The 25855-nt window shown below is 41.7% G+C and carries 27 protein-coding genes and 1 pseudogene; 3 read left to right on the forward strand and 25 right to left on the reverse strand.

All coding sequences use genetic code 11. The annotated features are described in order from the left end of the window. Positions 1–90: 90 nt before the first annotated feature. From LA360_RS07110 to LA360_RS07135, 6 genes are all read right to left on the reverse strand, one after another. Positions 91–903 carry a recombinase family protein gene (locus tag LA360_RS07110; RefSeq protein ID WP_225537386.1) on the reverse strand — a complete coding sequence of 271 codons (813 nt, stop codon included), beginning with the start codon at positions 901–903 and terminating at the stop codon, positions 91–93. Then, positions 896–2581 (reverse strand): recombinase family protein, encoded by a 1686-nt coding sequence (locus LA360_RS07115; protein ID WP_112482278.1) that lies wholly within the window; start codon positions 2579–2581, stop codon positions 896–898. The genes LA360_RS07110 and LA360_RS07115 overlap by 8 nt, the downstream gene beginning before the upstream one ends. Before the next feature lie 182 nt (positions 2582–2763). Then, the gene (locus tag LA360_RS07120; RefSeq protein ID WP_112482276.1) at positions 2764–3021 is read right to left on the reverse strand and encodes a DUF6870 family protein; all 258 of its coding nucleotides are present in this window, start codon (positions 3019–3021) and stop codon (positions 2764–2766) included. 108 nt (positions 3022–3129) lie between these two features. Further along, positions 3130–3492 carry a helix-turn-helix domain-containing protein gene (locus tag LA360_RS07125; RefSeq protein WP_112482274.1) on the reverse strand — a complete coding sequence of 121 codons (363 nt, stop codon included), beginning with the start codon at positions 3490–3492 and terminating at the stop codon, positions 3130–3132. A 212-nt stretch (positions 3493–3704) separates the two neighbouring features. After that, positions 3705–4076 carry a helix-turn-helix domain-containing protein gene (locus LA360_RS07130; protein WP_112482272.1) on the reverse strand — a complete coding sequence of 124 codons (372 nt, stop codon included), beginning with the start codon at positions 4074–4076 and terminating at the stop codon, positions 3705–3707. 478 nt (positions 4077–4554) lie between these two features. Then, positions 4555–4881, reverse strand: a complete 327-nt coding sequence (locus LA360_RS07135) for a helix-turn-helix domain-containing protein (RefSeq protein WP_225537387.1) — start codon at positions 4879–4881, stop codon at positions 4555–4557. A 250-nt stretch (positions 4882–5131) separates the two neighbouring features. On the opposite strand from LA360_RS07135, the gene LA360_RS07140 reads away from it, so the two are divergent. Further along, positions 5132–5944 (forward strand): hypothetical protein, encoded by an 813-nt coding sequence (locus LA360_RS07140; RefSeq protein WP_112482270.1) that lies wholly within the window; start codon positions 5132–5134, stop codon positions 5942–5944. A gap of 164 nt (positions 5945–6108) precedes the next feature. On the opposite strand, the gene LA360_RS07145 is transcribed toward LA360_RS07140, so the two are convergent. The 16 genes and pseudogenes from LA360_RS07145 to LA360_RS31085 form a co-directional block, all read right to left on the reverse strand. Continuing rightward, positions 6109–7026 (reverse strand): hypothetical protein, encoded by a 918-nt coding sequence (locus LA360_RS07145; protein ID WP_225537389.1) that lies wholly within the window; start codon positions 7024–7026, stop codon positions 6109–6111. Between the two features lie 181 nt (positions 7027–7207). Then, complete coding sequence (locus LA360_RS07150) at positions 7208–7540, reverse strand: helix-turn-helix domain-containing protein (protein WP_006567768.1); 333 nt, start codon at positions 7538–7540, stop codon at positions 7208–7210. A gap of 528 nt (positions 7541–8068) precedes the next feature. Beyond that, entirely contained in the window at positions 8069–8764 is a 696-nt protein-coding gene (locus tag LA360_RS07155; protein WP_112482268.1) for a hypothetical protein, read from the reverse strand. Positions 8765–8788: 24 nt separating this feature from the next. Next, positions 8789–9190 (reverse strand): hypothetical protein, encoded by a 402-nt coding sequence (locus LA360_RS07160; RefSeq protein WP_049975079.1) that lies wholly within the window; start codon positions 9188–9190, stop codon positions 8789–8791. A gap of 3 nt (positions 9191–9193) precedes the next feature. Further along, positions 9194–9811: a septation protein SpoVG family protein gene (locus tag LA360_RS07165; protein WP_044945898.1), complete on the reverse strand. Its 618-nt coding sequence runs from the start codon at positions 9809–9811 to the stop codon at positions 9194–9196. Between the two features lie 26 nt (positions 9812–9837). Further along, positions 9838–15933 carry a helicase-related protein gene (locus LA360_RS29945; protein WP_225537390.1) on the reverse strand — a complete coding sequence of 2032 codons (6096 nt, stop codon included), beginning with the start codon at positions 15931–15933 and terminating at the stop codon, positions 9838–9840. 59 nt (positions 15934–15992) lie between these two features. Next, complete coding sequence (locus LA360_RS07175; protein ID WP_225537392.1) at positions 15993–16364, reverse strand: TnpV protein; 372 nt, start codon at positions 16362–16364, stop codon at positions 15993–15995. 333 nt (positions 16365–16697) lie between these two features. Then, complete coding sequence (locus tag LA360_RS29580) at positions 16698–16829, reverse strand: hypothetical protein (protein ID WP_263870218.1); 132 nt, start codon at positions 16827–16829, stop codon at positions 16698–16700. Between the two features lie 278 nt (positions 16830–17107). Next, positions 17108–17536, reverse strand: a complete 429-nt coding sequence (locus tag LA360_RS07180; RefSeq protein ID WP_225537394.1) for a peptidase M14 — start codon at positions 17534–17536, stop codon at positions 17108–17110. A gap of 101 nt (positions 17537–17637) precedes the next feature. Beyond that, positions 17638–18195, reverse strand: a complete 558-nt coding sequence (locus LA360_RS07185) for a DpnD/PcfM family protein (RefSeq protein WP_225537396.1) — start codon at positions 18193–18195, stop codon at positions 17638–17640. 165 nt (positions 18196–18360) lie between these two features. Continuing rightward, the gene (locus tag LA360_RS07190) at positions 18361–20190 is read right to left on the reverse strand and encodes a C40 family peptidase (RefSeq protein ID WP_225537397.1); all 1830 of its coding nucleotides are present in this window, start codon (positions 20188–20190) and stop codon (positions 18361–18363) included. Between the two features lie 407 nt (positions 20191–20597). Beyond that, the gene (locus LA360_RS07195) at positions 20598–21176 is read right to left on the reverse strand and encodes a hypothetical protein (protein ID WP_225537399.1); all 579 of its coding nucleotides are present in this window, start codon (positions 21174–21176) and stop codon (positions 20598–20600) included. Between the two features lie 66 nt (positions 21177–21242). Next, the gene (locus LA360_RS07200; RefSeq protein ID WP_044945099.1) at positions 21243–21641 is read right to left on the reverse strand and encodes a HEPN domain-containing protein; all 399 of its coding nucleotides are present in this window, start codon (positions 21639–21641) and stop codon (positions 21243–21245) included. After that, positions 21629–21958, reverse strand: coding sequence for a nucleotidyltransferase domain-containing protein (locus LA360_RS07205; protein WP_006567782.1), 330 nt, complete (start codon positions 21956–21958; stop codon positions 21629–21631). The genes LA360_RS07200 and LA360_RS07205 overlap by 13 nt, the downstream gene beginning before the upstream one ends. A gap of 81 nt (positions 21959–22039) precedes the next feature. Further along, positions 22040–22318 (reverse strand): hypothetical protein, encoded by a 279-nt coding sequence (locus LA360_RS29950; RefSeq protein ID WP_225537401.1) that lies wholly within the window; start codon positions 22316–22318, stop codon positions 22040–22042. Positions 22319–22489: 171 nt separating this feature from the next. After that, positions 22490–22660, reverse strand: a pseudogene (locus tag LA360_RS31085) (JAB domain-containing protein); the annotation flags it as partial. A gap of 97 nt (positions 22661–22757) precedes the next feature. On the opposite strand from LA360_RS31085, the gene LA360_RS07220 reads away from it, so the two are divergent. Both LA360_RS07220 and LA360_RS07225 read left to right on the forward strand, forming a co-directional pair. After that, entirely contained in the window at positions 22758–23252 is a 495-nt protein-coding gene (locus tag LA360_RS07220; protein ID WP_225537403.1) for a helix-turn-helix domain-containing protein, read from the forward strand. A 137-nt stretch (positions 23253–23389) separates the two neighbouring features. After that, positions 23390–24007: a transposase gene (locus LA360_RS07225; RefSeq protein WP_225537737.1), complete on the forward strand. Its 618-nt coding sequence runs from the start codon at positions 23390–23392 to the stop codon at positions 24005–24007. Here the strand turns inward: LA360_RS07225 and LA360_RS07230 are convergent, their stop codons facing one another. The 3 genes from LA360_RS07230 to LA360_RS07240 form a co-directional block, all read right to left on the reverse strand. Next, entirely contained in the window at positions 24008–24280 is a 273-nt protein-coding gene (locus LA360_RS07230) for a JAB domain-containing protein (RefSeq protein ID WP_225537404.1), read from the reverse strand. 112 nt (positions 24281–24392) lie between these two features. Further along, positions 24393–25082: a hypothetical protein gene (locus tag LA360_RS07235; protein WP_225537406.1), complete on the reverse strand. Its 690-nt coding sequence runs from the start codon at positions 25080–25082 to the stop codon at positions 24393–24395. Between the two features lie 5 nt (positions 25083–25087). Next, positions 25088–25855, reverse strand: coding sequence for a DUF6674 family protein (locus LA360_RS07240; protein WP_112482304.1), 768 nt, complete (start codon positions 25853–25855; stop codon positions 25088–25090).

Raw genomic sequence — 25855 nt, forward strand, 5'->3', positions numbered from 1 at the left:
AAGCATTGGTAGTAATCTGATTTCTTGGCTTACGTGTCCGTGCTTTGGGCGCACGTTTCCCTTGGTTTTCAGGATAATAATGTAAACTTATTAAAATTGAGTTATACTAGAAATGAAATTGCCCAGCCACAGATACTTTTCCGGGTTCTTTTCTACCTTTTCTGCTTTTCCATGTTTTATCAAGTGATAGGATTTCGGCGAGGGAATATTCTCCCTATTCAATATTTGGGCAATCTTATAGTATGAATATCCTTCCAGCACAAACATGTTAAATATACGGACAACAACAGAGGCAGCTTCCGGGTCAATCACGAGTATTTTACTATTGGCTTTTGAACGCTCAAATCCATATGGCGGCCTCGCTCCCCAGAACTCCCCATTGCCTCTGGCCAGTTCATGGGCCTGGGTAAGTTTTTTGGAAGAGATACGGGCGTAATATTCATTTGCCAGATGTTTAATCACATAAACCATTCGTTCTTTGCTGCATTGTGGATCTGCACTGTCATATCCATCGTCTATGCTGATGAAACGAACATCTAATTCCGGGAATACTACATCTAACAGCTCCAGCGCTTCCAAATAGTTTCTTCCAAATCTGCTAAAATCCTTAACGATTACTGCATTGATTTTTCCAGACTTAATATCTTTGAGCAGTTCAGAAAAGCCCGGACGATTAAATGTAGTGCCCGAAACACCATTATCGCAGTATTCACCGGTCAGAATACTTCCTGACAGATTCCTGCTTATAAATTCCCTGTTTCTCTGCAACTGATGACTGATGGAATCATCGTTTTTAATTTTATTGCTTCTAACCGATAAGCGTGCATAAGATCCAAATCTGTATTCTCTAAGTGAGAAAATAACTTGTTCTTCAACCAGATTCCTTCTGCTTTTTCTAGCCACACATGACACCGCCTTCCCCTATGCTTTCCAGGAATGTTTTCATTTTCTGGTTAGGCAATTCTGTACAAATCTGTCTGATTTTTGCTATGACCTTTCTAAATTCATCTTCAAACCAGAACGTAATTTCCAGATTTCCCTTTTCGGAGACTTGAATACTCTTTATACAACTAACTACCAGCCTCCGGTCAAGTTCCTTTACCTGACCGAATTGCAAAAAATGATCAATCCATGCATTCTTGCCACAGATATTCCGAAATATATTATCATTTTCTACCTTTTGCTGCTCAATCAGCTTTTCCAGTTCAGTACAACGGCTTGAATACTGTTTTTTCAGCTGAAGGTATTCCTCTCTTGTCAGCAGCTCGTCCTGATAGTCACCGTATAATGAAGCAGCTAATTTCATATTCCTCTGGTAATCCTTTTTTAACATTTCCATCCGAGAGCTTTCCTTCTGTACCCTGCGGTCCGAAAATGGTATTGTATCAACATATGACAAGATTGATTTTAAATCAGTAAGAACAGAAATATGGTATTGTATCAGCAGAAGAATGTTTTTTTTCAACTTTGATTCTGAAACCCTGTGAGGCGAACATGTCCTGCTATTCTCTCTGTTGGTAGAGCACACATAATATCCATATTCCTTTCCACCTGCTTTCGTGGATTTGCGTACAAGTGATTGATGGCAGTCTATACATTCCAGTAGCCCAGAAAAAAGATATACGGTTTCCTGACCAGGCGCTGTCCGCGTATCATGCTCTAACAAGTGATTGACAATCATAAAATCAATCCAGCTCACAAGGGGAGGCATTGCCCCCTCTACGACAGCCCACTCCTCTTCGCTTTTGTAGATTATTTTCTTTACTTTAAAGTTCGGAGTAGTGGTTTTTCCTTGTATCAGTATTCCCAGGTAAGCGGTATTATTAAGAATTCTTCCTACAGCTACGGCAGTCCAATGGCTACGTTCATATTTTTTAAATGTTGTCCTGTACCGGACCCCCTGTGATACTTTATAGTCTGCCGGCGGCAAAATACCAAGGCTGTCAAGCCGTGTTGCGATGGCATCCTGACTTAAACCACAGAGTTTCCAGCGAAAGATATCCCGCACCACCTCCGATGCGATAGGGTCAAGAATCAACCTGTGATGATCCTTTGGATCTTTTTGATAGCCATAATACGCGTATGCGCCGACAAAAAGTCCCTGCTCACGCATAGCCTTTAATGTGTTTCGGATACTGATACTTGTATTTGCCGGATAGCTTTCATTTAACAGACTTTTAATGGGTAATGTTAGAAAATCCTCTTTGCAGGATTCGGCTTCACTGTCATAGTTATCATCAATCGCAATAAAACGGACGCCCCACTCCGGGAATCTACGCTGTACATACCGCAATACTTCCGTAAAATCTCTGCCCAAACGACTCAGATCTTTTACGATAATACAGTCAATCTCCCCACTTTTAATCAGATTCAGGATTTTCTTGAAACCGGGGCGATTGAAGTTTGTACCAGTATACCCATCATCGACTGCTTCACCGATGATTTGGATTTCATGTTGTCCGCCACAATAACTCTGTACTATGACTCTTTGATTTTTAATGCTGTCGCTTTCAATCTGATCGCCATCCTCCACGGATAAGCGCAGATAAGCATAAGCACGATAGATATGATTTTTACGCATAAAAACAGCTCCTAACAACTTATTAGTTAGCGCATGAACCCTGGGTCATACATCAAATAAGTAGCAGGAACCTGCTTAAATGTTTAGTTCTATTCCGCTTTTATTTTACCATGATTCATTCCAGTTGTCCACACCTATCTAACCATTTATCACCTTCTTTTTTTCTCTTTTGCGAATCTCAGTCAACACTCTGCTTTTTCTATCAAATTTTCAATTATGTCGGATAAGGTCCTGCCCGTACTTGAATAAGATACCTTTATCTTCATGTCCCCCACGCGGAACAGGTAGGGATTTACTCCTTCGTCCAGCATTTTTCTCATTCTCTTCTCACATGGTAAAGAGGTATCTATTTTTACACTATTCAAATCCACCAGCGTATCAATATCAACCTCATCCAACTTTATCTGTTGGAAAGCATCCAGCTCTTCAATCGTAAGCATTTCTCTATACCTCCCGGGACAATGATTTTCTTTACATCTTCTTAACGATACTTCACAAACGCCAAAAGTGTCATACTCAATACAGACATTATGAAATGGTTGTATCTATCATCTCCCGGTTCCATCACGAAGGGTAAATCCGGCTTTATTCATGTTTTCTTTAATACAAGCAGCAATCTCCAGTAAAAAACTCGCTTCTCTCCCTGAACAGCCTTTTATGATATTTATAAAGGCCAATATGTACTGTTCCTTCGTGTCACCGATATCTGAAGATTCTATCAATACAGGGTATACGTTCAATGCCTCCAATACATTCAAGTAGGATTCCATACTTAAATTTCTCAAACCGTTTTCAACTTTACTCATATGATTTGCAGACACCCCTGCCCGTTCTGCAAGCTTCTCTATTGTATATCCTCTTTCTTCTCTTAAAGTACGAATGTTTTGAGCAATATTAAAATTGTTAACCATCTTCGTACCATACTCCTTTTTAAGTTTAAATGTATTTTACATGATGATTTCCTGTTTGAGAACGGACTGTAAAGACCAATATCATCCAATTCTAGCGTATAATTTGCCATTTCAGATTTTCCGACATAAATCCAGAAAAAAAAGAACTGCTTGTAGATGGCAGCTCTCTTACAATACATATTCTATTTTCAACTAATGCCGTAAATTTATACTCACGCAACTTTATCATCATTGTCATTATTTGAAAAGGCTATTTTGCTTAAACTGCCTTTCATCGACTCAATTGTGTCTAAGTAAAACTGAAGTTCCAACTCCGGACATTCCTTTAAGATACATAAGAAACGTGACAATAGTTCTATGCTCTTTTCCGTCCCATCTGCTTCAGATACCAAAACAGGAACAACCTCTAAGGCTTCCAGTATTTTTATATATGTTTTCATGCCGATTGTCCTGGAGCCAGATTCTACCTTACTCAGATGGCTATGTGATATTCCGGCCAATTCGGCCAGGGCTTCCTGGGTCAGACCTCTTTCTTCGCGTGCCCTTCTAATGTTCTCTGTTATTGAACATGTATGATCCTTCATATGTTTGTCTCCTGTTTACCGTTTATCGAGTGTCCCCGTACTACGATTTTTCATCGCAATACACGTTTAAATTATTACCTATCATTTTTTCACTTTCATCATTGATAATGGCAAAATATCATCAGATTAAACTTTGCAGCTTCCACCCTCTCTTTCCAACCTTTAAGATTATATTATCAATACAACAGCTTCTTAAATAGCAAAAAGGCTCCTGCCACTGCGAACAGAAGTCAGAGTTACCCTCGCAAGCCCATTCACATTGATTTAAAATGCTGCCATCACACCACCGGTAGCTCTCTATAATCAGCGCGACTCCTCCACTCAACGGTTTACCATAAAAATATGTGCTATTATAGAGCATGCCTTTTTCTATGTCAACATTTTTTGATTTAATAGACATTTTTTCTCGTTTACTCGAACCATATCCCATCGAAAAACAAGAGACATCTCAAAGATCAGAGATGCCTCTTGTCCAACTTTAACTTTCTGTTTCCATCTTTTCTAAGCTTAAATAAGCGTCCAAGATACAAAGCATCACCCGCTTTTGCTCTGGCGTTAATTGATATATACGTTCTAGCAATTCCTTATCAGCATTATCCTCCGTATATCCAAACAGATAATTGGGGGATGTACCTAAAACATCACATATAATGAATAAAAGCGAAACGCTGGGAAGCTTATTGCCAGCTTCCAACTGCCTGATATATCCATGGTTTACATGACACCTTTCAGCCAATTCCTGGTATGACAATTTGCATTCTTTTCTTTTACCTCTCAACTTAGCACCGAATTCTTTTGGGTCCACATCACACCTCACCATCTATATGCATATTACCATTAGCTACTTTTGTTATCTTCTAGTATAATTCCATTTTTCCCTCTGCAACAGTCCACCAAAATATGACATACGTTATATCTCAGTTTCATTTGTATATAAAAAGATTGTCTATTTCAGGGAACATTTGTAGATTAGTTTTACTAGACATCCATATGAATAAATGTTATCTTATAGATACAAAAACAAACTTTTAGATAACATTTTGGAGGAAAATACTATGAGGCTGGCTTCAAAATTTTTAACAGCACTAGAAGGTAATTTCGATTCTTCCCAGGTCGAGAAGGCGTTCTTTGAAACAAATCAACTTTTTCTATCGCAAAGTGATGTAAGTGATGAAGATATCTCTGATTTACTGGATGTTTGTAAAGAATTCTTTCCTTTACCCTATCTTACTGAAGACAAACAGTATGAGCAACTTTGGGCCCGGCTTGAACCTGCATACTATCGGCATATAAAAGAATGGGAACAATTCACTCAGGCTATAGCGCGCTGCCGAAAAAAGCGCAAACTAAAACGGCTCTGTATTGCTTCTCTTGTTAGTATTCTTTTTATTATTACTTTTGTATTGCTTATTGTACACCGTCCAGTATCCAAATCCGAATGCTGGATTTGTTCGGGTAAACTCCAATCGTATATCTCGTATGAGTCTGCATTTGGTGTAATAAACTTAAACTCACGATCCGTTAGTACTATTCCAAAAGGAAGTTGGGAGGGAGATCATAGTGTCACAATCACCTCTTCCGAGAACGGAACTATGATTATAACCTCACCCATTACCTCCGAGAGCTTTCGTGCAGATATATATATGCAGGCTGACTCCCAGCCAGACGAATCTCTTATATCAAAATATCTATGTACGGATTGTGTAAAGATATGCAGTGAGAACAAATACGATGTACTTCTCATGGACGCATCAGGTACACCTTTTCCTATATCTGATAGTATGGAACTTGCTTTGCCACCATATACAGTCACTGCGTCTTCCAAAAGTACAGAAGGCATCCGCATTACCTTTGAGAAAACGAAATAAAATACGAGCTTTTTACGTAAGATACATACACAAAAGAAAACGCCACATGAACATGGTGAAGTGTTCATGCGGCGTTTGCCAAAGTAACAATTTACATCATTTTGTCCGGACACCCACCCTAATATTTATTTTAATTTATTGCATTAAAAGATTGTTGTATTTTTTCACATCATATCCGTTTCCGATTCGATAAATGGAGGGATTTCTGATTTAAGAAAACCGTCCCAAAAATCACGATTTAACTTTAAGTGTTTCATAACCTTTGCTTTTATCAAAGAATTGTTCATAAAATATGAATAAATGTCTTCTTTAGTAACTTCGTTTATTACAGTTAATTTATTTGTGACCCACCAATCACCGCTATATTGAGCACAATGTCCCTCTGCTTTCACTTGAAAAAGTCTTATTGCAGATAATGATCCTCTTTTATAGTTTTTTATGGATTCTAAATAATCCGTTCTGCCTGGACACAATGCTACGCCCTCTATTGTTGTACAAAAATGTAAATAGCAATCCTGAAAATCTGTAACATATGGATTTCTTACTTTTACTATACATGGTATATTGAGTCGATATTCACAGCCTTTTGTTTTCAAACGCCCATTTATTTCAGGTATAGCCTTATATCCATACATTGGTTTTGATAATTCCAGATTTCCAACATCAACATCATCACACTCATGAATCACTTTTATTATTTTAATATCACATAATCGTATCTTAATTTCTTTATCCACCACAGAATGAAAACCATCTGGTTCTTGCTGTTCACGCCTTAAAATAAGTTCATGTTTTGTTATTTCCACTGGAAAGGCTATTATATCCATATTATTCTTTAAATATATTTTAAAAACATAAAGTCTTACATTATTATATATTTTTATTTCATTTATATAAATTCTATTCATTTTACAATAATCGTGGATTAAACACAGGAAGTCGCTTTCATATGGTAACATTGTCATGTTATTCTGTATATTTCTTGTCTGGAGAATCATGTGCTTCTCCCTGTTTCTTTCCCATATTTCAAATTCGACTATCATCAATATTTCCTTAACATATTTTTTTATCTCATCTATCAAATTAACCCTCCACAAAAAAGCTATTATTTAGACTTTTATGTTACTTGTTATTTCGTAATTTGTCAAACTTTGGCTCGTGCCATTAACAAAACAAAATGCAAAAGGGAGCCGTAATAACGCGCTCCCTTTAATAATCATCAACCAATTACTTGAGAATATTCTAAATATACAGAGACACAGATTATGCCTCCTCACCCTTTTTCTTTTCTTCATAAGTTATATAAGCGTCCAGCATACATATCATTGTGTTTTTTTGTTCTGGACTAAGCTTATACAGGCGATTTAATAGTTGCTTATCATCGCCTGCTTCTGCATATTCCAAGAGGTAATTGGGGGACGTTTCCAACTCATCACACAGGCTCAATAACAATGGCATACTGGGAACCTTTTTCCCGCTTTCCAATTGTCGGATATAGCCGTCATGTACATGACATAGATCAGCCAATTGCTGGCTTGTCAATCCACACTGTTTACGTTTTTCCCTGATTTTCCTACCTAATCTCTTGGTATTCATTTAATCCCACCATTCACTAATAGTTACATTTGTTATAATTTAGTATACAATCCGATTCTTCAAATATACAGACCACCATTTTATTACATGTATTAACTTTTAGTTACAAACAGCAGTAAAAGAACAATCTGAAAGCACAAACTATCAGCCCTGTTTTCAGCGAATTTTATTGTTACATTCCGCTGCCTGCCCAAAATTCCACATATCTGTATGCATTACTGTCTATTATGGTTCCATAATCTCCCAGTGTATAACCATAGAGACGCAGGGCACATGTCCTTCTGGTGTCTATCAGGTCATAATTGTAACTATTTGCATAAAAAGGGGGTTTTGAATTAACGCCTGCAAGATAGCTGGTATATACTTGATTAATTCCGCTATACGCCCAATATCCCTTCTGGGAATCCCTCCTGTTTCAGTGCCTCATATCTGGTTTGATTGATTACTTTTTTGTTATCCACCACTTATTCCTCCATATTCCATCTGCTTATTCTAAATCATTTCTGCGCATTATCGGATTTTCTTTTCTCATGGCCGGATAATATCTGGTATCTGTAGTTTCAACCGCTCCGCAAACTCGATTGCACTAACAAACTCCGTCTTTTCATAGTCTACAAGTTTTTCTGGCAGATTATAAATTTCTGTATCAGCATAATAATATAATCCCCGCAAGGTTCCAGTATCATATCCGAAATCCTCCGGCTTATATTCCGCCATACTTTGCAGACAATTCAATGGCCAGCATTCAACCTTTTCATCCTCATCATCTGCAAAAATATAGTCTTTGCCGTCCTGATCAAGCCGCAGAAAATAGATTATATCCTCTGATAAGGCAGAGATAATAAGAGAGTGGCAGCCATCATCCTCAAAACCATAAATTTCTCCTGATCCCATCTTATTTATCGAGATATCCTCTATCAATTCCATTTGTTGGACAATATTCTGGATAGTCTTTAGCATCTCGTAATCTTCAGATATAGATCTTGAAAATATCTCACCCAATTCCGCACTACCAAGGTCGTTTCCAATTATTTTTCCATTGTAATCAATGTTGCCTGCGTTTGGTTCTTCAATTGCACCGCCAGATTTGCGGTAAGGCAGAGTATAAAACCAGCGCCCTTCTTTTATGGTTTCTCCATATATGACTGCACCGGCAAATTCGTGTTCAAATGAAACTGCCACTTCCCGGCATCTTCCTTTCAATGTCCAGCCTACATGTTCCATGTTTATTTCTATGCTCTCCACCTCCTATTGATAGATTAATGTCTGTTCTTCGACTTGAATATCACGATCTGTCTGGATAACCTCACACGCCCGTCCTTCAATCTCTTCCCAGCTCAACCCGGTAAAATTATGGATGCAGGTAATTAGGGAACTTCCCTGTTCCATGTACAGATACTCCTTTGTACCGGCATCAAAAAACATATAAAAATCAAAATCCGGTTCAAAGCTGTCCTCCTCATCATCTTCATATTTTTCATACCAGACGCCGCTATGTATCTGCAAGCCAAGTTCCTGGATAACCAAGTGTTTTTTGTCCAGCCAGACCTGATGTTCCTCATCCGTTTCAAAAAGGAAGTTCTCGCCATCCCATTCTTCCTCTTCCAATTCCTCCAGATGACCTATTGTAGTATTGATTTTCTTCTCCATAAGCTACCTCGCTTTTTCCTTTGCAGAGCGCAGTTTTTCCCTATTCTGCTCAAACTGGCTCATAATATCTCCCTGCAGCCTGTCATGAAAATCCTTTGTCACTGGATAGCATATATCCTGATATTCCGCCTTTCCTTCAACCATGCGTCGCTGGGAAGGCATGGCTACAAAGTTATTTCCTGCAAAAGATCGTTTGACAGAAATCTGATTGACTACAAATACATCACCAATCACCAGTCTGGCATATGCCTTAGTGGTATTGGACAAATCTCTGTTGTTTACTACTTGAACATAGTAGTCAAAATCTTCCTCCCCATAGGTGAGGTCAACTTCGTTTTTCCCTTCCACACGTTCCTGGTACGCCTCCAGAATTTCTCCCCTTAATGCGGTACTGAAATCCGTAGTTTTTGGAAAAAACACATCACTGTATATCGGCTTATTCTGTTCATCTTTTTCCCCCGTTGGATACTGCGGCATACTCACATAAAGATTCCCTAATCTTCCCTCCCTGATAGTGATACCGGTTACTTTAAAACTGTCACCGAACGTTACCGCAGCAAATGCTCTCAGTTTTTTATCTTTCTCTGTTGATACCTCATAAATATTTACTGTATATTTCATAACTTAGTCTCCTTTTTTAATGAATTCTATCTGGACAAAGCTGGTTCCGGGAGTTCTTCTGTTACTACCAGTTCTTCTCCCTCATCTTTTATCTCCAGCTCGTTATTGATTTCCTGCTGGCGGATTAGTTTTTGTTTCAACTCCGATTCATAGGGGAATTCTTTATTAAACTCCCTTTTAGATTCCTCCATATTTCTTTTGTACTCTTCCAGTTTTTCTTTATGTGCAGCAACTCTCTTTTCCAAACTCCCCAACAGGTTCTCCATACGGACCATATTTCCGGAAGCACTGCTGCTCATATCTGCCGAATAAGTCAGCTCTCCACTCAGCTTTATGGAACAGTCAGAATACTTTTTTTCTACCACTACATCAAACCCCTTATAGTTGCCCACTGTCCTGCTTTCCATACTTTCAAGGGAATGGGCCATCTCTAAGATAACGCTGCCCGCCGCCTCACGTTCATCATATCTAAGGCCGTTCAGCGTAACGAAAAAGTCCGGCTCCATACAGAGTGCCTGGTCACGTTTCCTGATATCTTTTTCCATAGCGTACAATCGGTTCTCAGTCTTCTTAATCAATTCTGGATATTTGAAAAGGAAATTATCCTGATGGACATAGCGCTGGCTCTCATAGCTTGCCTTTAAGACCTGCAGACGCGAAACTTCCGTGTCCACCTCGGTTTTTTCCATAATCATAGGATTCCCAGACGCAATTGCCTTGATTTCCGCAAAAGATAAAATGGTTTCGTCTACGTCCTGGCATTCCCTTTCAACCGTTTTGTCTGTCATTATCTGGCTGATAAACCTCTGCTTATTTTCTACAATTCCCCAAAGGTAACTGTCAAATGTCTTTTTCGTGATATAGCGATATATATTGACTTCTTCATTATCATTTCCCTGGCGTATGATACGACCCTCCCTCTGCTCAATATCCGAGGGTTTCCACGGGCAATCAATGTGATGAGCCGCGACAAGGCGTTTTTGGATATTGGTTCCTGTTCCCATCATGGACGTGCTTCCCAGGAGGATTCGTTTCCTGCCGCTCCTCATGTCTGCAAATAATTCCTCTTTCTGCTTATCACTATGGGCATCATGAATAAATGCAATTTCATCTTCTGATATTCCTTTCCTGATCAGCTCCTGTTTCAGAAAGTCATATACATTAAATTTCTTGTTTCCTGTGGGCGTGCCAATATCGCAAAAGACAGCTTGTGTCCCCTTAAACTCCTGGGAACCAATGTATTCCTGATAAATATTCGCTGCCGCCTGAAAGAGTTTGCCGTCACCATCTACTTCCGCATCTGGGTCAATCAGCCGGGGATCTGTGCCGAGCAACCTTGCTTCGTTGGTAATCTTGAGCATGTTATCGACCGTTGGATCTACATTCCCTGCTCGTATTGCTTCCGCGCGTCCAGCCAGTTCTTGCATCATGTACTCAACACTCTCGGACGCCACGCTCTCCACAATTTTGTATTTCCCACCTTTTAACTTAGGTACATTCAGGTTTAGCATGGAAGGCAGTTGGATATCAGCCACCTCCCGGAACATATTCATAAGTTCTGGGAGATTACAAAATTTATTAAATCGGCTCCGCATCCGGTATCCACCCTCCGGTGACATTTCCAGCGAAGTGGTAACTTCGCCAAAATTGGCCGCCCAACTGTCAAAATGGTCAATCCCCTTCTCATGTAGTTTCTGTGACTGCAGATACAACTGCATGACATACATTTCACACATGGTATTGGAGATAGGCGTCCCGGTTGCAAGGATAACATTTCTTCCTCCGGTCAGTTCCTGGATATACTGAATCTTTTGGAACATATCCATAGCCCGCTGGGAACCATTGGTGGAAATACCTGCCACATTACGGATTTTTGAAAAGATAGACAGGTTTTTAAACACATGCGCCTCATCTACAAACAATGCATCTATCCCTAACTGCTCAAAATCCAGCACATCATCCTTTTTTGCATCATTTCTCAGACTTAAAATTTGGGATTCCAGATTTTTCCGTTGACGCTCCATATCTTTTATCCCCCATTTAGCCCCCTGCTGCTCCTTCATCTCCGCAATAGCCCCTGAAATTCGTTCCACCTGATTTTCAAGAATTTCCGCACGCCTTTCCGCAGACAGGGGAATTCTCTCAAATTGAGAGTGTCCCAAAATCACGGCATCATAATTATTTGCAGCAATCCTACACGTCAGTTTTCTTCTATTTTCACTTTTAAAATCTTCTTTCGATGTCACAAGTAGATTGGCACTGGGATATAAGTGCAGGAATTCTGCCGCCATCTGCCCCACAAGATGATTCGGTACGACAATCATTGCTTTATGCATCAGCTTCAGCCGTTTCAACTCCATACAGATAGCCGCAATTTCATAGGTTTTTCCAGCCCCAACCGCATGGGCCAGCAAAGTGCTTCCATGCAGTGCCCGGTCTACAACATTCCGTTGATGGTCCCGCATATTTATTTCCGGATTCATACCGGGGAACGATAAATAAGAACCGTCATAAACCCGCATACGGTTATCATTGAAGTTCTGATTGTAAAAATCCACATATTTTTTTCTACGCTGCGGATCTTTCCATATCCACTCCTTAAAAGCATCTTTTATGATGGTTGCCTTTTCCCTCGCCAGGGTTGTTTCTTTCTGATTTACTACATACCGTTCACTGTCCCCGACTTCAATCTTATCTTTCACGGTAATTATATTCTGGTTCAATAACGCCTCAATAATGGAATATGCATCAATCCTTTTCGTTCCATATGTCTGGCTCGCGGCAACAGAAGAATAGTCACTGGACTTATTCGTGATCTTATATGACATGGTATACCGGTTTAACTGCACCTTGATTGCATAAGTCCCGTCTCGATACAGCCCCGGCGTATTCAACGTTTCATAGATAAATGCTTCGTAATCCTCCTGGGCAATCCAAGAGGTTCCCAACTTCACGGTGATCTCCGTTGCCGTCAGATCCTCTGGCTGTACCGCTTTCAAGGCTTCTACATTTACCAAATAGATGGGATTAGCTTTTGCATACACTTCTGCAGCTTTTAGTTTTTTCCGTACTGGACCACTCAGATACTCACTTGCAGTCTCCCATCCCTGATTAGGGTTTCCATCAGCCGCTTTGACTGGGTTCAAAAATATCTGCCCTTTTAATTCCTGCAGGAGCCGTTCCCGTTCTACCGGATAGACACTCAGAATATAGGGGATATGTACCTTCCCATATTCCGCCAGGCTGACTTGCAGCGCGTCCATGGCTGTATCCACCTTCTCAACTATGGAAACTGGCGCAATAGTCTGTTTATAAAAGATATCCGCCTTCTTTATATTCTTGTTTTCATCTTCTGTCTCCAGACTGCATAACAGATAGTAGTCATTGTCCTCCCGGAATGCTAATTTGTTGGCACGGCTGGACAGATATCCGTACTTCTTTACATAAGGATCATAAATCTTATTCAGCTTTTCCTGTGCCTCAACAAGTTGAACCGTACTGCACCCATGTGTCTGAATATCAATCAGGTATCTGACCGACTGCCGGATAGCATGCATTCCCAGGATACGATTCCGCTGCGTCTCGTTTCCCAACCATCTGACCATGATATCATTATCCCGATAATAAATTTCTCCCTCTATGACTGTATATGTGTTATTTGCTACATCTAAGAGGGCCGGCATAGTATTGGGAAGTTCTTCCTTGCTGTTTACATCAGGGAACACCGATTTTTCCTCTGCCGGAAGATAATTGGCTGACAGAAAAGAAATAGCATGATTCAATTGTTCTTCAAAATCAAAATGTTCTTCATCTTCTACAATTAGTTCTGTATAATTGGAGTTTGGCCCATGAGTATGTCTGTCAAAAGCCATTTTTCCCAGCATCATTTCCGGATGGTGCATAAAATACTCATTCACCGGCACCCCATCATCAGTATAGGTGATATTCATCCAATCCTCAGATGTATTTGGGGACAATACCCGTCCCTTCTTTTGAAGGAAGATAATGTCGGACGTAATTTCGGCACCCGCATCCTTTTTAAAGGCAATTCCAGGTAGACGTACCGCGCCGATAAAGTTTGCACGCTCCGCCAAGTATTTTCGTATCGTGGAATTAGCTTTATCCATGGTGAATTTTGCCGTGACAACCGCGATGATTCCGCCAGGGCGAAGCAGGTCTAAGGATTTTGCCAAAAAATAGTCGTGAATGCGGAAACCATATTTTTTATATTCGGGATCAAAAATTTTGTACGCGCCGAAAGGAACATTTCCCACGATAACATCAAAGCTGTCCTTTTCAAACTTCGTCTTTTCAAATCCCTTGACTTCAATCGCAGCATGAGGGTGAAGCTGTTTTGCGATCCTTCCGCTGATACTGTCCAGTTCAACGCCATAAAGACGGGAATCCCGCATATTTTCTGGCAGGACACTATAAAAGTTCCCGACGCCCATACTGGGTTCCAAGATGGAACCATTTGTGAACCCAAACTGTTCCAATGCTTTATAAATTGACTTAGCGACAACGGGCGGCGTGTAAAATGCGGAATTAATACTTTCCCTGGCCTGCTCATATTCTTCCTCTGTCAACAGCGTCTGCAGTTCCTGATACTCGTTTGTCCAGTTTGGACTTTTAGGATTGAATACATTAGCAAGACCTCCCCAGCCTATGTATTTGGCCAGGATATCCTGCTCCTCTGGTGTAGCCGGACGGGAGGACTGTTCCAGTTCCTTTAACAAACGGATTGCCGCGACATTACTCTTATACTTTGTCTTATCACCGGAAGGAAATTCCCATCTTTCAGGGTAAAAAAAATCCGAAACCTGAATGACGTTTTGGTTTCGGTTACTCATTTCCTTGTATAATAGGAAGGTTTCCTCCGGGCATAAGGCAAATTCTTCTTTGCGTGCCGCTTCATATTCCCCCGGTGGGAGGTACTCTCCCACATTAATGGCCGCCTGGATTGCACGCGATACTTCCTGCATGGTAAAAGCCCCATGTCCTTCATTTTCTCCATTCACAAGGCGGAATTCAACGGCTCCACTTTCACCATACGTGTAATGGATCAATCCCCAGCTTGTATTCAGCGCAGACTTTCCATAGTCCCGCTTAGACTGAACTTTCAAAATTTTCGAAAGAAATTCCTGCTTTTCCTTTTCCCCTGCCTGTTCAAAGAACCTTTGAATCAATGGTTTGGAGGGAATCAATGCCATGGAATGAAGGGCATATGTATTTGCAGCCTCTTCAAATACTGCCTTTAACCGTTCACTTCTTCCATCAGCCTGTGTCTCCTGTATTTCTTCTCCTGTATCCTCTGTTCCTTTGTCATCTTTCTCAATTACGGTATCGGCACTTAAATATGGTATTGTTACTGCCGGTGTCTCGCCAGCCTGTTCTAATAACCCCTGGTATTGGGACGCCAGATTTGGAAACCAGGGAATTCTTTTAATTTCCTCTACAGAGAAATCCTGGCTGGATTCAGGATATTGATCTAATTCGATTATCCGGGCCAGAATGTCCCGGATCACACGCCACGGATAGGTCTGCACCTCGTTACCATCAAAAGAACAAGTAACCTCACCATCATGGAAGGTCAGTGTTGAGGTAAATATCCAATCCATATCTGAACCAAGCAGGGAAAGAAAACTCTGCCGTATAAATTCGGTTTCCTGCTGGGGCAGTAAGTTTATGGTCATTACATCATAAATCATGTCAAATACTATCCTGCCATCTGCCGTTTTCAGGAAATTTTCTACTGTTTCGGCCAATGATTCCGGTATTTCCGCATCCTTTTTTATTGGCTGATAGTATTCCCCGCTTTCGATTAATAATAGGATTTCTTCTGCCACTATCTTAAATGGAAGATACCCACTTAGATACTGCCCCTGCTCATGCCAGTATAACTGGATTCCCGTATCATCTGTTTCATATTCAAATTCAAGTCCCTCACCAGTTATAATGGTGTCCCCACCTTCGTAAATCTGATAAAGAAATTCGACACGCTCCCCTATCCCTTCATTAAACTCAAAGAAATCATAGATTTTTTTCTTTAGGATAGGTTCCAGCGCACCTGCTAAAACCACTTCTCTGCATAATTCATCTGTCACTTCTACAGGCACAGACACTGGTTCAACAGAAAAAGAAGGAACCGCAACAGCAGTTCCTTCCTCTATATCAGTTTCTATTACCTCGGCTTGCAGATTACTTCCTGCATCACGGTTTCCTGGGTTATCATAGCCGCTTCGTTCCGAAGTCTGGTCATCTCCATCGTATCCGCCGATTTGATGTTCCTCTCCGCCGCTTTCATCCTCACGTAGCCCTCCACGATCTGGTCGTGCAGCTCCCACGCTTCCGCCTCTATCTGTTTCAGCAGCTCCAGCAATTTGCCCGTCCGCAACAACAGGCTGTGCCGGCTTTCGTCCTTCTCCAGCAGGTATTCCTGTGCCAGCTTCGCGTATCTGCCCAGCGTCTCCAGCCCTTCCGCCTGTTGGCTCCCTGTCTCCAGCATCGGGTATAGCAGCCCGTCCTTTTCTTTCCTGTAATTCAGTTCTACCATCTTGATTTCTCCTTTCATCTTCCCGGATCTCTTTCGCAATCTCTGCAAATCTCCGCAACGTCCTCTCTGCAATATCCGATATGAGGATACCTATTTGGGATAGTATCACTTCTTCCCGGTAGTTTGTTATTGCAGACAGTCCTGTATCAAAAGTATCAATCCCGCATCGCCTTAATACCAGGTATGCGGTGCTCTGCAGGATGAATTCTTCAACTGGTGACATTTGATTGTCATCCAATTCATCCTTGCCGGTAAGAACTGCTATTTCATGAATCCTGTCGTTTTCCTCTTCCATTATAGCACGCACATATGTTCTAGTAAAGTTTTTTATTGCTATCCTGAAATTATTTTCTTCCTGATATTGTTCTGGAAACAGTTTCTTTGCGAAAGCAGGAGCATTTTCTTCATTAATTTCCCATATCCAGGGCATAACCCTGCCGCCAGTGCTTTTGATATCATAGACATACTGCGCACCTCCCAGCATTTCAATAGGAAATGTTGCGATTCCAATCTCACCGCCCCTGACATAACGCTTTGCTTTCTTCCAGTCTGAAAATCCCAAGAGGATTTCTGCCTCCGGGTATTGTTCGTAAATAATGCATGTATTCAAAAAGTCAAAGCGATATAAGTTCCCCCTGGCAGAAAACTCCAGATATTTTCTCCACTGTTCACCGTCACGCGAGATATCAAAAATTGCAATATCATACAAATCCGATACCTTCATGGTGTGCTGATCCATAGGTTCACCTTCTTTCCCGATCCGTCATAGTAAATAAACTCATCTGTTCCATTTTGGGTTCTATTTTCTCGGGGCTGCTTTCAATAATCTGCCTGTAATTTTTAAAATCAGGTATCTCACGGTGCCTTCTCATAATGACAAAATCCTGGTTCTTGATTGCATCTTCCAATTCTCTTACATTCCTTAATGCATTTCTGATTTCAAGCCCATTTTCCATTTTAGGACTTAGTTCCAGTCCGCATAAATACTGATAGTCCACATCGTCTCTACACTGACGGAAGATACCAACGGCTGTCCAATAAATCTTTTCCGCCTGTACCATAAAATGTTCCGGCAACTCCTCCGGTGTCTTTCGGTGGTAAATTTCTGGAAATTCCCCTGCCTCCTTCATATCATACTTCGCACTAATGATATGGTTTCTTAACAGGTTCATATTTTGCCCGTCAGTATAATAAGGATCACTGCCTCCACTTAATAGTTCCTTGTCCCAGCGGCAAAAAGAGTCTTCCAGTCTTTCTTTTAATGTTTCCTTACTCATCTCCCACCTACATTTCGCGGTCTTTCTCGGTGGATACCCGCCACGGACAAAGTTACCCCCCGCAGGTCACTGTAATCCAATACATAACCGCTTTTTGCATCCGAATAATTGTCATGTGCCTCTGATAAGGCTAATTCCATGCTCGGTGCTTTGACTGTGATTATTTTACTTAACGTTTCAGTTATGCGGATATCATAATTCTGATTTTCGGCATCACTCATATAAACAGCCTGTCTTTCCCCACATTCTTCTATCCCAAATCGCCCGCTTAATTCTTTCAGTAATGTATCTGCAAGCTTTCCCAGTTTATCTCTGGATTTTATTTCTGGTATATAGAATTTACCATCATCGCACTGGAAAAATGGGATTTTCTCTCCATCTTTTTCTACTCCCAAGACCAGTTGCCTGTTTATAATACCTTCCTGCAGACCATCCAGAAATGCCTCCCGTGCCTCCCACAGCCCCATCCAGGCTTTATACAGTATTACATGGTATTCCCCTTTCATCCTGACCTTTTCAAGATAATAAAAATTGTCCTCCATATAGTCAGACATTGGCATTCTCCTTTCCAAAAGGCAGCCTTGCCGACTGCCCTCAATTTTTTTCTTCATTTCTTATTGATTTCTTCTTTTCATTTACAGCATGTTTATCCCTCCTCAGTATCATTACCTTTGAACTACATTACGGTTAAAACTTCAAAGCAAATTTGTATGCTGATGCTACCGACATGGCCTTCCGTACAAACCGATGTTAGACGGAACCAATGGCCGGTAAACCACGCCATATGCTGTCCCTCGTGCGTCCACCTGCATCCCATTTCCTACATAAATCGCCACATGCCCAATAGACATAAATTCCCCCGCATTTGTATCACGGGAATGGAAGATTAAATCTCCTGGCCGTAGTTCATTTTCACTGACCTGTAGGCCATTGTCTACAATATACTGGCCCTGTGTTGAAGCAACGGATGGTAGGTTTATACCAAACTCTGCATATAATCTCTGTACCAGAGAACTGCAGTCATAATACCCTTCCTCATACCGCAAATCCTGGCTATATTGGCAGCCAACCTTATCTAACGCCGCAAGCGCCACCTGCTCGCCAATGCCGCTTGCAGGCATACTGTGCAGGAATTCGTCACTCATGACCTCACGCAGCAACTTCTCCTGACTGGGTGTCAGTTTGCCAAGTTCAATATAATCTTCATAGGTAAGGTTGTACACGTATAATGAGGTGTGTGTTACTTCCACAGTATTGCTGCCATTGGAATCAGCCAAAAATACCTCCATATCCTGATGTCCAAAATTCTGGGCTGTCCCATGATCCCCAAAATACATATCAAAGTCTACACCATAACGGTCAAAATCTCCGGTATCCTCCACCACATATTCCTTTCCGCCTGCTATGATATGTGTCCCCATAGGAAGCGTGGGATTATAAGCATCAACGGCCAGGGTGTGGTCTGCTTTCGGCATGACGCCGCTTGCCGTAGGACCTCCCGACCATTGGCCACAGCAGATGGAACAGTTGCAATAACCGCTGAATGTCATGATTCCAAGGCTTTCACCGGCCCGGATAGTATCTGTCACTGTCTCAGAAGCAAAATGGTTCATTTCATCAAAAATCTCCTTTAAGTGCTTTTTATTCTTATCACTCATGACGGTTGAGAAATTTCCCTGCCCGGTTCCATAACGCACCATATATACCATCATCACATCGGTAAAATTGCTACGAGCCACGCCATTCTGCATATTTTTGTAGGTTACATCCTCATCACTGTCCTCTTTCGCCGCCCTTACTTCCTCGTTAAATTCCCGGTAATACTCCGCTAATACGCTTTGTACCGTATCCCCTTCCTGCAATGGTGGTAGAAAGAGAGCCAAAGGGGTGTTATACAGGATTACAATAATCAGGACAAATGGCAAAGCAATCGTAACCAGCCCTCCCAATAACGGCCCCAACAGCCCCAAAAGATACAAGACAAGCTGATTGACAACCAATCCAGCCCTCATGACGGCGATATCTTTTGCGGCTTTTGCAAAACTGTCCTTTTGTTCCTCACCACTTAGCTTGTTCACCATAAAAGCATACATACGCCTCCGGATAGCTTTTTTCATCCGGGTATTTTCCTGTTCCTTTTTTACCCTTCCTCGCCTTACTTCATTCTTTGAGGATATCTTCTCATCTTTTTTTCTGGTCTTTAATGTATCCCGGTCCTCTCCCGGCATTTGTTGACTCTGAAATCTGTCCTCCGACTTCTGGTCCACTGCTTCAGACCCCCGCTCCGTTCGTGTGAGGGTCACGGTATCTTTAAATCCAAAATCATAATCTTTCCGTTTAATATCCGGCCCGGAAACATTGTCTAAGTGAAACTTAGGATCTTTGCTGGCTTTTTGCTTCTGCTTTTCCCGAACAAAGTTCTCTTTTGGTTTCTCCTTCCTCTTCCGCCCTCCATCATCTTCAAAATCTGCGTTCTTCTCACTTCCAGCCGAATATCTGGGATACGTTTCTTTCCTTGATTCCTGGCGTGATTCCTGACCTGATTTCATTTTCTCTTGTCTGGTTTGCCTGTCTGAATTTTTATAATCCAGGGAACTCTCTTTCTTTCCTGGCTGCTTTCTAAACCCTGATACAGAATTCGCTGCAAGCACCGCACTTTTCTTATCTTCTTGTTCCTTCGGCTCTGATACAGGATGAATCTCCGTGGACTTCATGTGGATCTTTTTATCCGATAATGAGGCTTTTTCATCCATACCCCCGGAAACAATCTTTTTTCCGAGAAGTCCAGATGCAGAACTTTTTTCAGTTCCCAGGTAATTATGCGTTTGTAATTTTACTTCCGCGTCTGCCTTCAGCTTTATCTGTGCTTCTTTTTTACTTTTAAATCGGTTGTCAATGATTCGTATTCCTCCCTTCAGCTATTACTCATATCTTTTTCACCTGATAATAGAGGCTTTCAAAGTGGAATCCTTTTACACCCTTTAGTGCAGGACAGCAGAAACCAAAAGGAAGCTGATAATGTGGAGCATACTTTTCTTTCAACATTTTGTATGCTTCCCTCTGCCGACACATCCAGTTCCATGTATTCCGTTCCGTCAGGCGTATACTTATCACTGAAAAGGACTTCTTCTAAAGTTCCTTTTTCAATCAGTTCACTAACCTCCTCCGGAGCAAGTAAAGCTCCACACTTCTCATATACTTCATCCTTGAGTTTCCGAAAATGGTATAACTCCCTGTCTTCCAGCATCATATAATCCCGTTCAAACAGGACGGCAATCTGATTTGGAAACACAATAGCCTCCACATTCATTTCCCTGCAGGCTGTCCGCGCTTCCCTTTCGGAACGGAATCGGTATTCTCTCGGTATTTCGATTTCAACCTCCCACTCATTCAGTTGAAATCCAAAACTGAATCCAAATCTCATATTCTCAACCCACCTTTCTGCAAAAAACGGCTGCAAATTTTCGCAGCCGTATTTCCAATAAAAAAAGTGGCCACTAGAAGCAACCACTTTTTCTTGTAACACATTCTTCAATTTTTATTTATCCACAGACCGTTTTCCAGACAACCACAACGTACTGGCGTGCCTGTATTTTATCTCCTATAGAACATTTTTATCCTTTAAATATCTTTCAATCTCACCGATAAACTCCTTTGCCTTTTCAATCTGTTCCTCTGCATCCTGCTTTGAGGCGATGAAAAAATCAGAGTAATCCGATTGTTCACGCATGATAGAGGCATTTTTGATTATTTTAGAAGTCTCCTTCGCAAAAATCCCAGTTTTCACAAAATTCTGGTTAAAATACGCAATCACGCCGCTATGTTTACTGGAATCAAATCCTTCCAGTGCTGTAATGGCACGCATGGCATGAAAAATAGAATAGTAGGAACGGTTCAGCGATGGTTTATACATACCGCCTGACAACATTTCTTTTGCCGCAGCTAAATCCTCCAACGCACGCTGGTAACGGTACTTTGCTAATGTCTCTAAGCTGCCCACAGTACCACCCCTTCTTCCTTCACATTCTTATAGAATGGTAAAGTATCCTCCCACTCCAAAAAGTTTTTATAGTCAATATACAGAATGGAAAAGACCTGATCATATTCCAAATCCATATCCACCGCCAGGTCCACCATACGGTCATGCATTTCTTTTGTTTCTTTTCCGTTCAATAAAACTGCTATATCAATATCCGATTCCTTTGTATTGGTTTTACGGGCAAATGAACCATATAGTAAAATACTTACCAATTTATCACCGTAAATATCACGCAGGCCCTTTACCAGCCTGTCAAACATTTCCTTATTCTTATCCACGCCGATTCCCTCCTGTCTTATCTTTTATATGGATATTGTACCGTATTTTTTGCTTTTATTCAATGCATATATGAAAGCCTGTTATCTGGCCTGCTTTCGTTCCTTTGGATTTTGTACCCCGTGCTGTACCGGTTCAAGAATCTTCACTTCTGGCATCAGTCGTTTGATATCCTCAATTGCTTTCTGTACCAATGGGCTGTCACGATAATATGGGATAGAGTTGATAATATCCACATCCAGCCGGTTTGCTGACACCAGATCAAAATCACCGGTATAGATAGAATCATCGTCCTTGATTGTGAATCCAATCCCATTCCCCATGCACGCCAATTCTTCCGGCAGATTCCTGTATCGCTTCACAGCTTGTTCCAAGCTCCTGCACTGATACACTTTCCCTAACGAGGGAAACTCCATACATTCCGCCACGTAAAATGATATTGTGGGTATCGACTTCTTTCCATACTCGGCTCTGTTTTCTGCAGCTATTTCATTATATATTTTCTTCCCATCGGGCATCATATTCGCCTCCTTCATACTTAAATAGGTCCCCCTTCCTAATATAATGTGATCCAACACAGTGATACCAATCAGTTCTCCACAAGCCACAAGCCTTTCAGTCACTAAAACATCCTGTTTGGAAGGTGTACAGTCCCCTGATGGATGATTATGCATTAATACAACACTGGCTGCATTGGAAAGGATACTAGTACAGCATTGCCAAAATAATAATGAATAGACGTTGCTTTTTTATTGTAGTCGGTGCATAATAATTCTATCACTAAAGAATGGATGGGTTATTATGCGAAGGAAAACAATTGATACTATCCCGGTTTTATCTGATGCCATGAAAAACATATTATCTGCTTTTTCAAAAAGCCGCTCCCTTCCGTCAGGACTGGTCAAAAGAGCCAGCATTGTCCTGCTTGCGTCACAGGGGGAACTCAACCAGAATATTGCACCACAGGTCGGGCTTCATTATAATAATGTTGCCACCTGGCGCAGTCGGTTCCTCGCGGCGCTCCCAGCCTTGCGGAGGATTGAAATGGACGACCCGGAAAAGCTTGAAGATGAGATACGGGCAGTCCTCTCCGATAAAAAACGCCCCGGTGCCCCGTCTGTTTTTACGCCGGACCAGATCAGGCGGATCATCGGCCTTGCCTGCAGCAGCCCAAATGATTTTGGGTACGAAGTAAGCCAGTGGAGCCTCCCGCTGTTAGTGGCAGAAATTAAAAAGCAGGGGATCGCTGAACAGATTTCTGAGAAATCTGTCAGCCGTTTTTTAAAAATGAGGTAGATTTACATCCCCACAGAATCCGTTACTGGCTTCATTCTTCGGAAAAGACGGAAGCCCCGGAATCTTTTGCGCGGAAAGTAAACGAAATCTGCGGCCTGTACCAGAGTGCCCAGGAACAAAGCCGGGAAGGTGCACACATTGTTTCCACGGATGAAATGACCGGGGTACAGGCGCTGGAACATAAATATCCTGACAAGCTCCCATTACCCGGCCAGTGCGCCAAAATGGAGTTTGAGTATATCCGCCATGGCACGACCAGCCTCATCGGGTTCTTTGATGTTGCAACGGGCCGTATGGAAATGCCGTATTTAAACTCCACACGCACAGAAGAGGATTTTGTGGAAGCCGTGAAAGCATTGGTAAGGACAGACCCGCAAGCCCCATGGACATTTATATGCGATGGCCTAAACACCCATAAGTCGGAAACCCTTGTCCGCTATGTGGCAGAAGCCTGTGCCCTTGGCGTGGAACTGGGCAAAAAAGGGAAAACAGGGATCCTTAAAAGTATGGAAAGCCGGGCGGATTTCCTGCATGACCCTTCCCACCGGATCCGCTTTGTCTATACTCCGAAACACAGTTCCTGGATGAACCAGATTGAGATATGGTTTGGCATCATTAACCGGAAGCTGCTGAAGCGGAAAAGCTGCCTATCAATAGAAGAACTGGAAGCAAGCATCCTGCGCTTTATTGAACAATACAATCTTACAGCACACCCATTTAAGTGGACATATGCCGGGATACCATTAGTAATTTAATCACTGATATTTAAGCAACACTGTACTAGCTTTAAAGATTTCCCTCGGGGAGAGTATGCAGTTATTTAAAGTCCCCATACTGGCAATATTTACATTGATCACCTGCCCATTGGTCTGCAAGTTAAGGACGAAAAATAATTCCCTGTCAACAGAATCAAATTCCTTTAATAAAAGTTGGACTGCATCTTTCGGATTTTGAACCTTTTCCTCACTATAGATGGGCGGATCATCAACCAACCGGATACTTACCATTTTCAGCCCATTTGTCTTCATCCGCTCCCCTCCAATCTATCACCAGTAACTCACCATCCTCGATACAGTTTACACGCACAGCGAGTTCACCCCGTGTCAGTATTTCCACTTCATTGTTGCCCTGACTATCCATCTATCTTTTTACCTCCTTATGTGTTTGTATCTGTGTGCTTCCGTATATACTGTCCAGATAATTTTCTGCCGCATCATCTATGGCAGACGAAATATAGTGAGACACAATATCATACAAACTTAAACCACCCTCAAAGGAAGGTCTCCAATCGCGTTCCTCACGGACGGCTGCCAATATCAGGTCTGCGTTGCTGGGGGATACATCCGGATCAGAGTAAAGCTTATCCTCCAAATAGCCTATTTGGTTATCACTCACAAATTTCTCCATAGCATCAAACTTTTGTTCCCACGCCCGTAAAGTTTCTATATTGAGAAGCTGCTTAGAGAAAAGTGGAATACTGCCACGCTGTCTTACTGCCATGTACAGCCAGTCCATCTTTTCATTTTCTATGCGTATCACTTCAAATTCATCCCTTCCAGCCTCATTCTTCAGTATTTTTCGTTTCCTGCCATAAACCTGGCTTACGAAGGGATAGTCGTGCGAATTAAGGCCGCGGTAACACAATCTGACAAAATCCCGATCTGTAAGTTCAACCGTTGCAACAACACTCGCTTTGACTTCCTCAAAACGATCATGTTTCATATCATCCAGATTAACCGATATCCATCTGCTTCTGTTTCCTGTCTTCAAAACCCTACACTCTATTGGAGGGATTAACTTTTGTACCCCGTTTACTTTCATTTCAGGCATGATGTTTATCTTCCTTTCCCATGTCCAGCCAATTTTATCTTTTCTTCCATACTGTCAGGAACTTTACTATCCCGTCCGGCTCTGTTATCCAAAGCCCTCTGCGTAAAACCGTCCAATGATTTCTGCATATTTTCTGTGTGCCCTGCCATACTTTTCACGATTTTCCCACAAAATTCTATGGCTTGCCTGATTTTTGCCACAATACCCTTATCGTAGTCATACTCAAAAACATCCGCTGCATCTTTCCCCATAAGAAGATTTTTAGCATTTTTCCGGTGTCCCTTCGCTGCGCTAAGTTCCATCCCAATATCCCCCATGGTCCGTGCTCCATCTTCCAGGTTCTTGGCAGAATGTTCCAGGTGCTCATGAATTACCGACAGCGCCCTGCCTGCTTTTGATTTATCAATAAACGTGTATAGTGCCTGATCTCCATAATACTTTACATGCCCCACTGCCTGTTTAATACCTTCCGATACCTCATTTCTTAAAGCTCCCAGCCATACTTTCGCTGCGTGCACTCTATCTCCGGACGCCTTCACAAAATTGTCTATTTTAGCTTTCAGGGTTTTATCATTTAATTCGTCTAACTGCCCGCGCAGATACAGCAGTTCGTCCTGCATATCCTCAAAATACTTTTCCATCTGGTTAAAATACTGTAAAAAATCCTCCAGGTTCTGCGCCTGCGCGTCCATGCGGTTTTCCTCCATCATGGCAAACATTTCTTTTAAATGCGCCTGTTCCCCCAACGGAACATTCAACGATACCTCCATCAT

Origin of the sequence: Enterocloster clostridioformis, assembly GCF_020297485.1 — a bacterium.
Classification (GTDB): Bacteria; Bacillota; Clostridia; order Lachnospirales; family Lachnospiraceae; genus Enterocloster; species Enterocloster clostridioformis.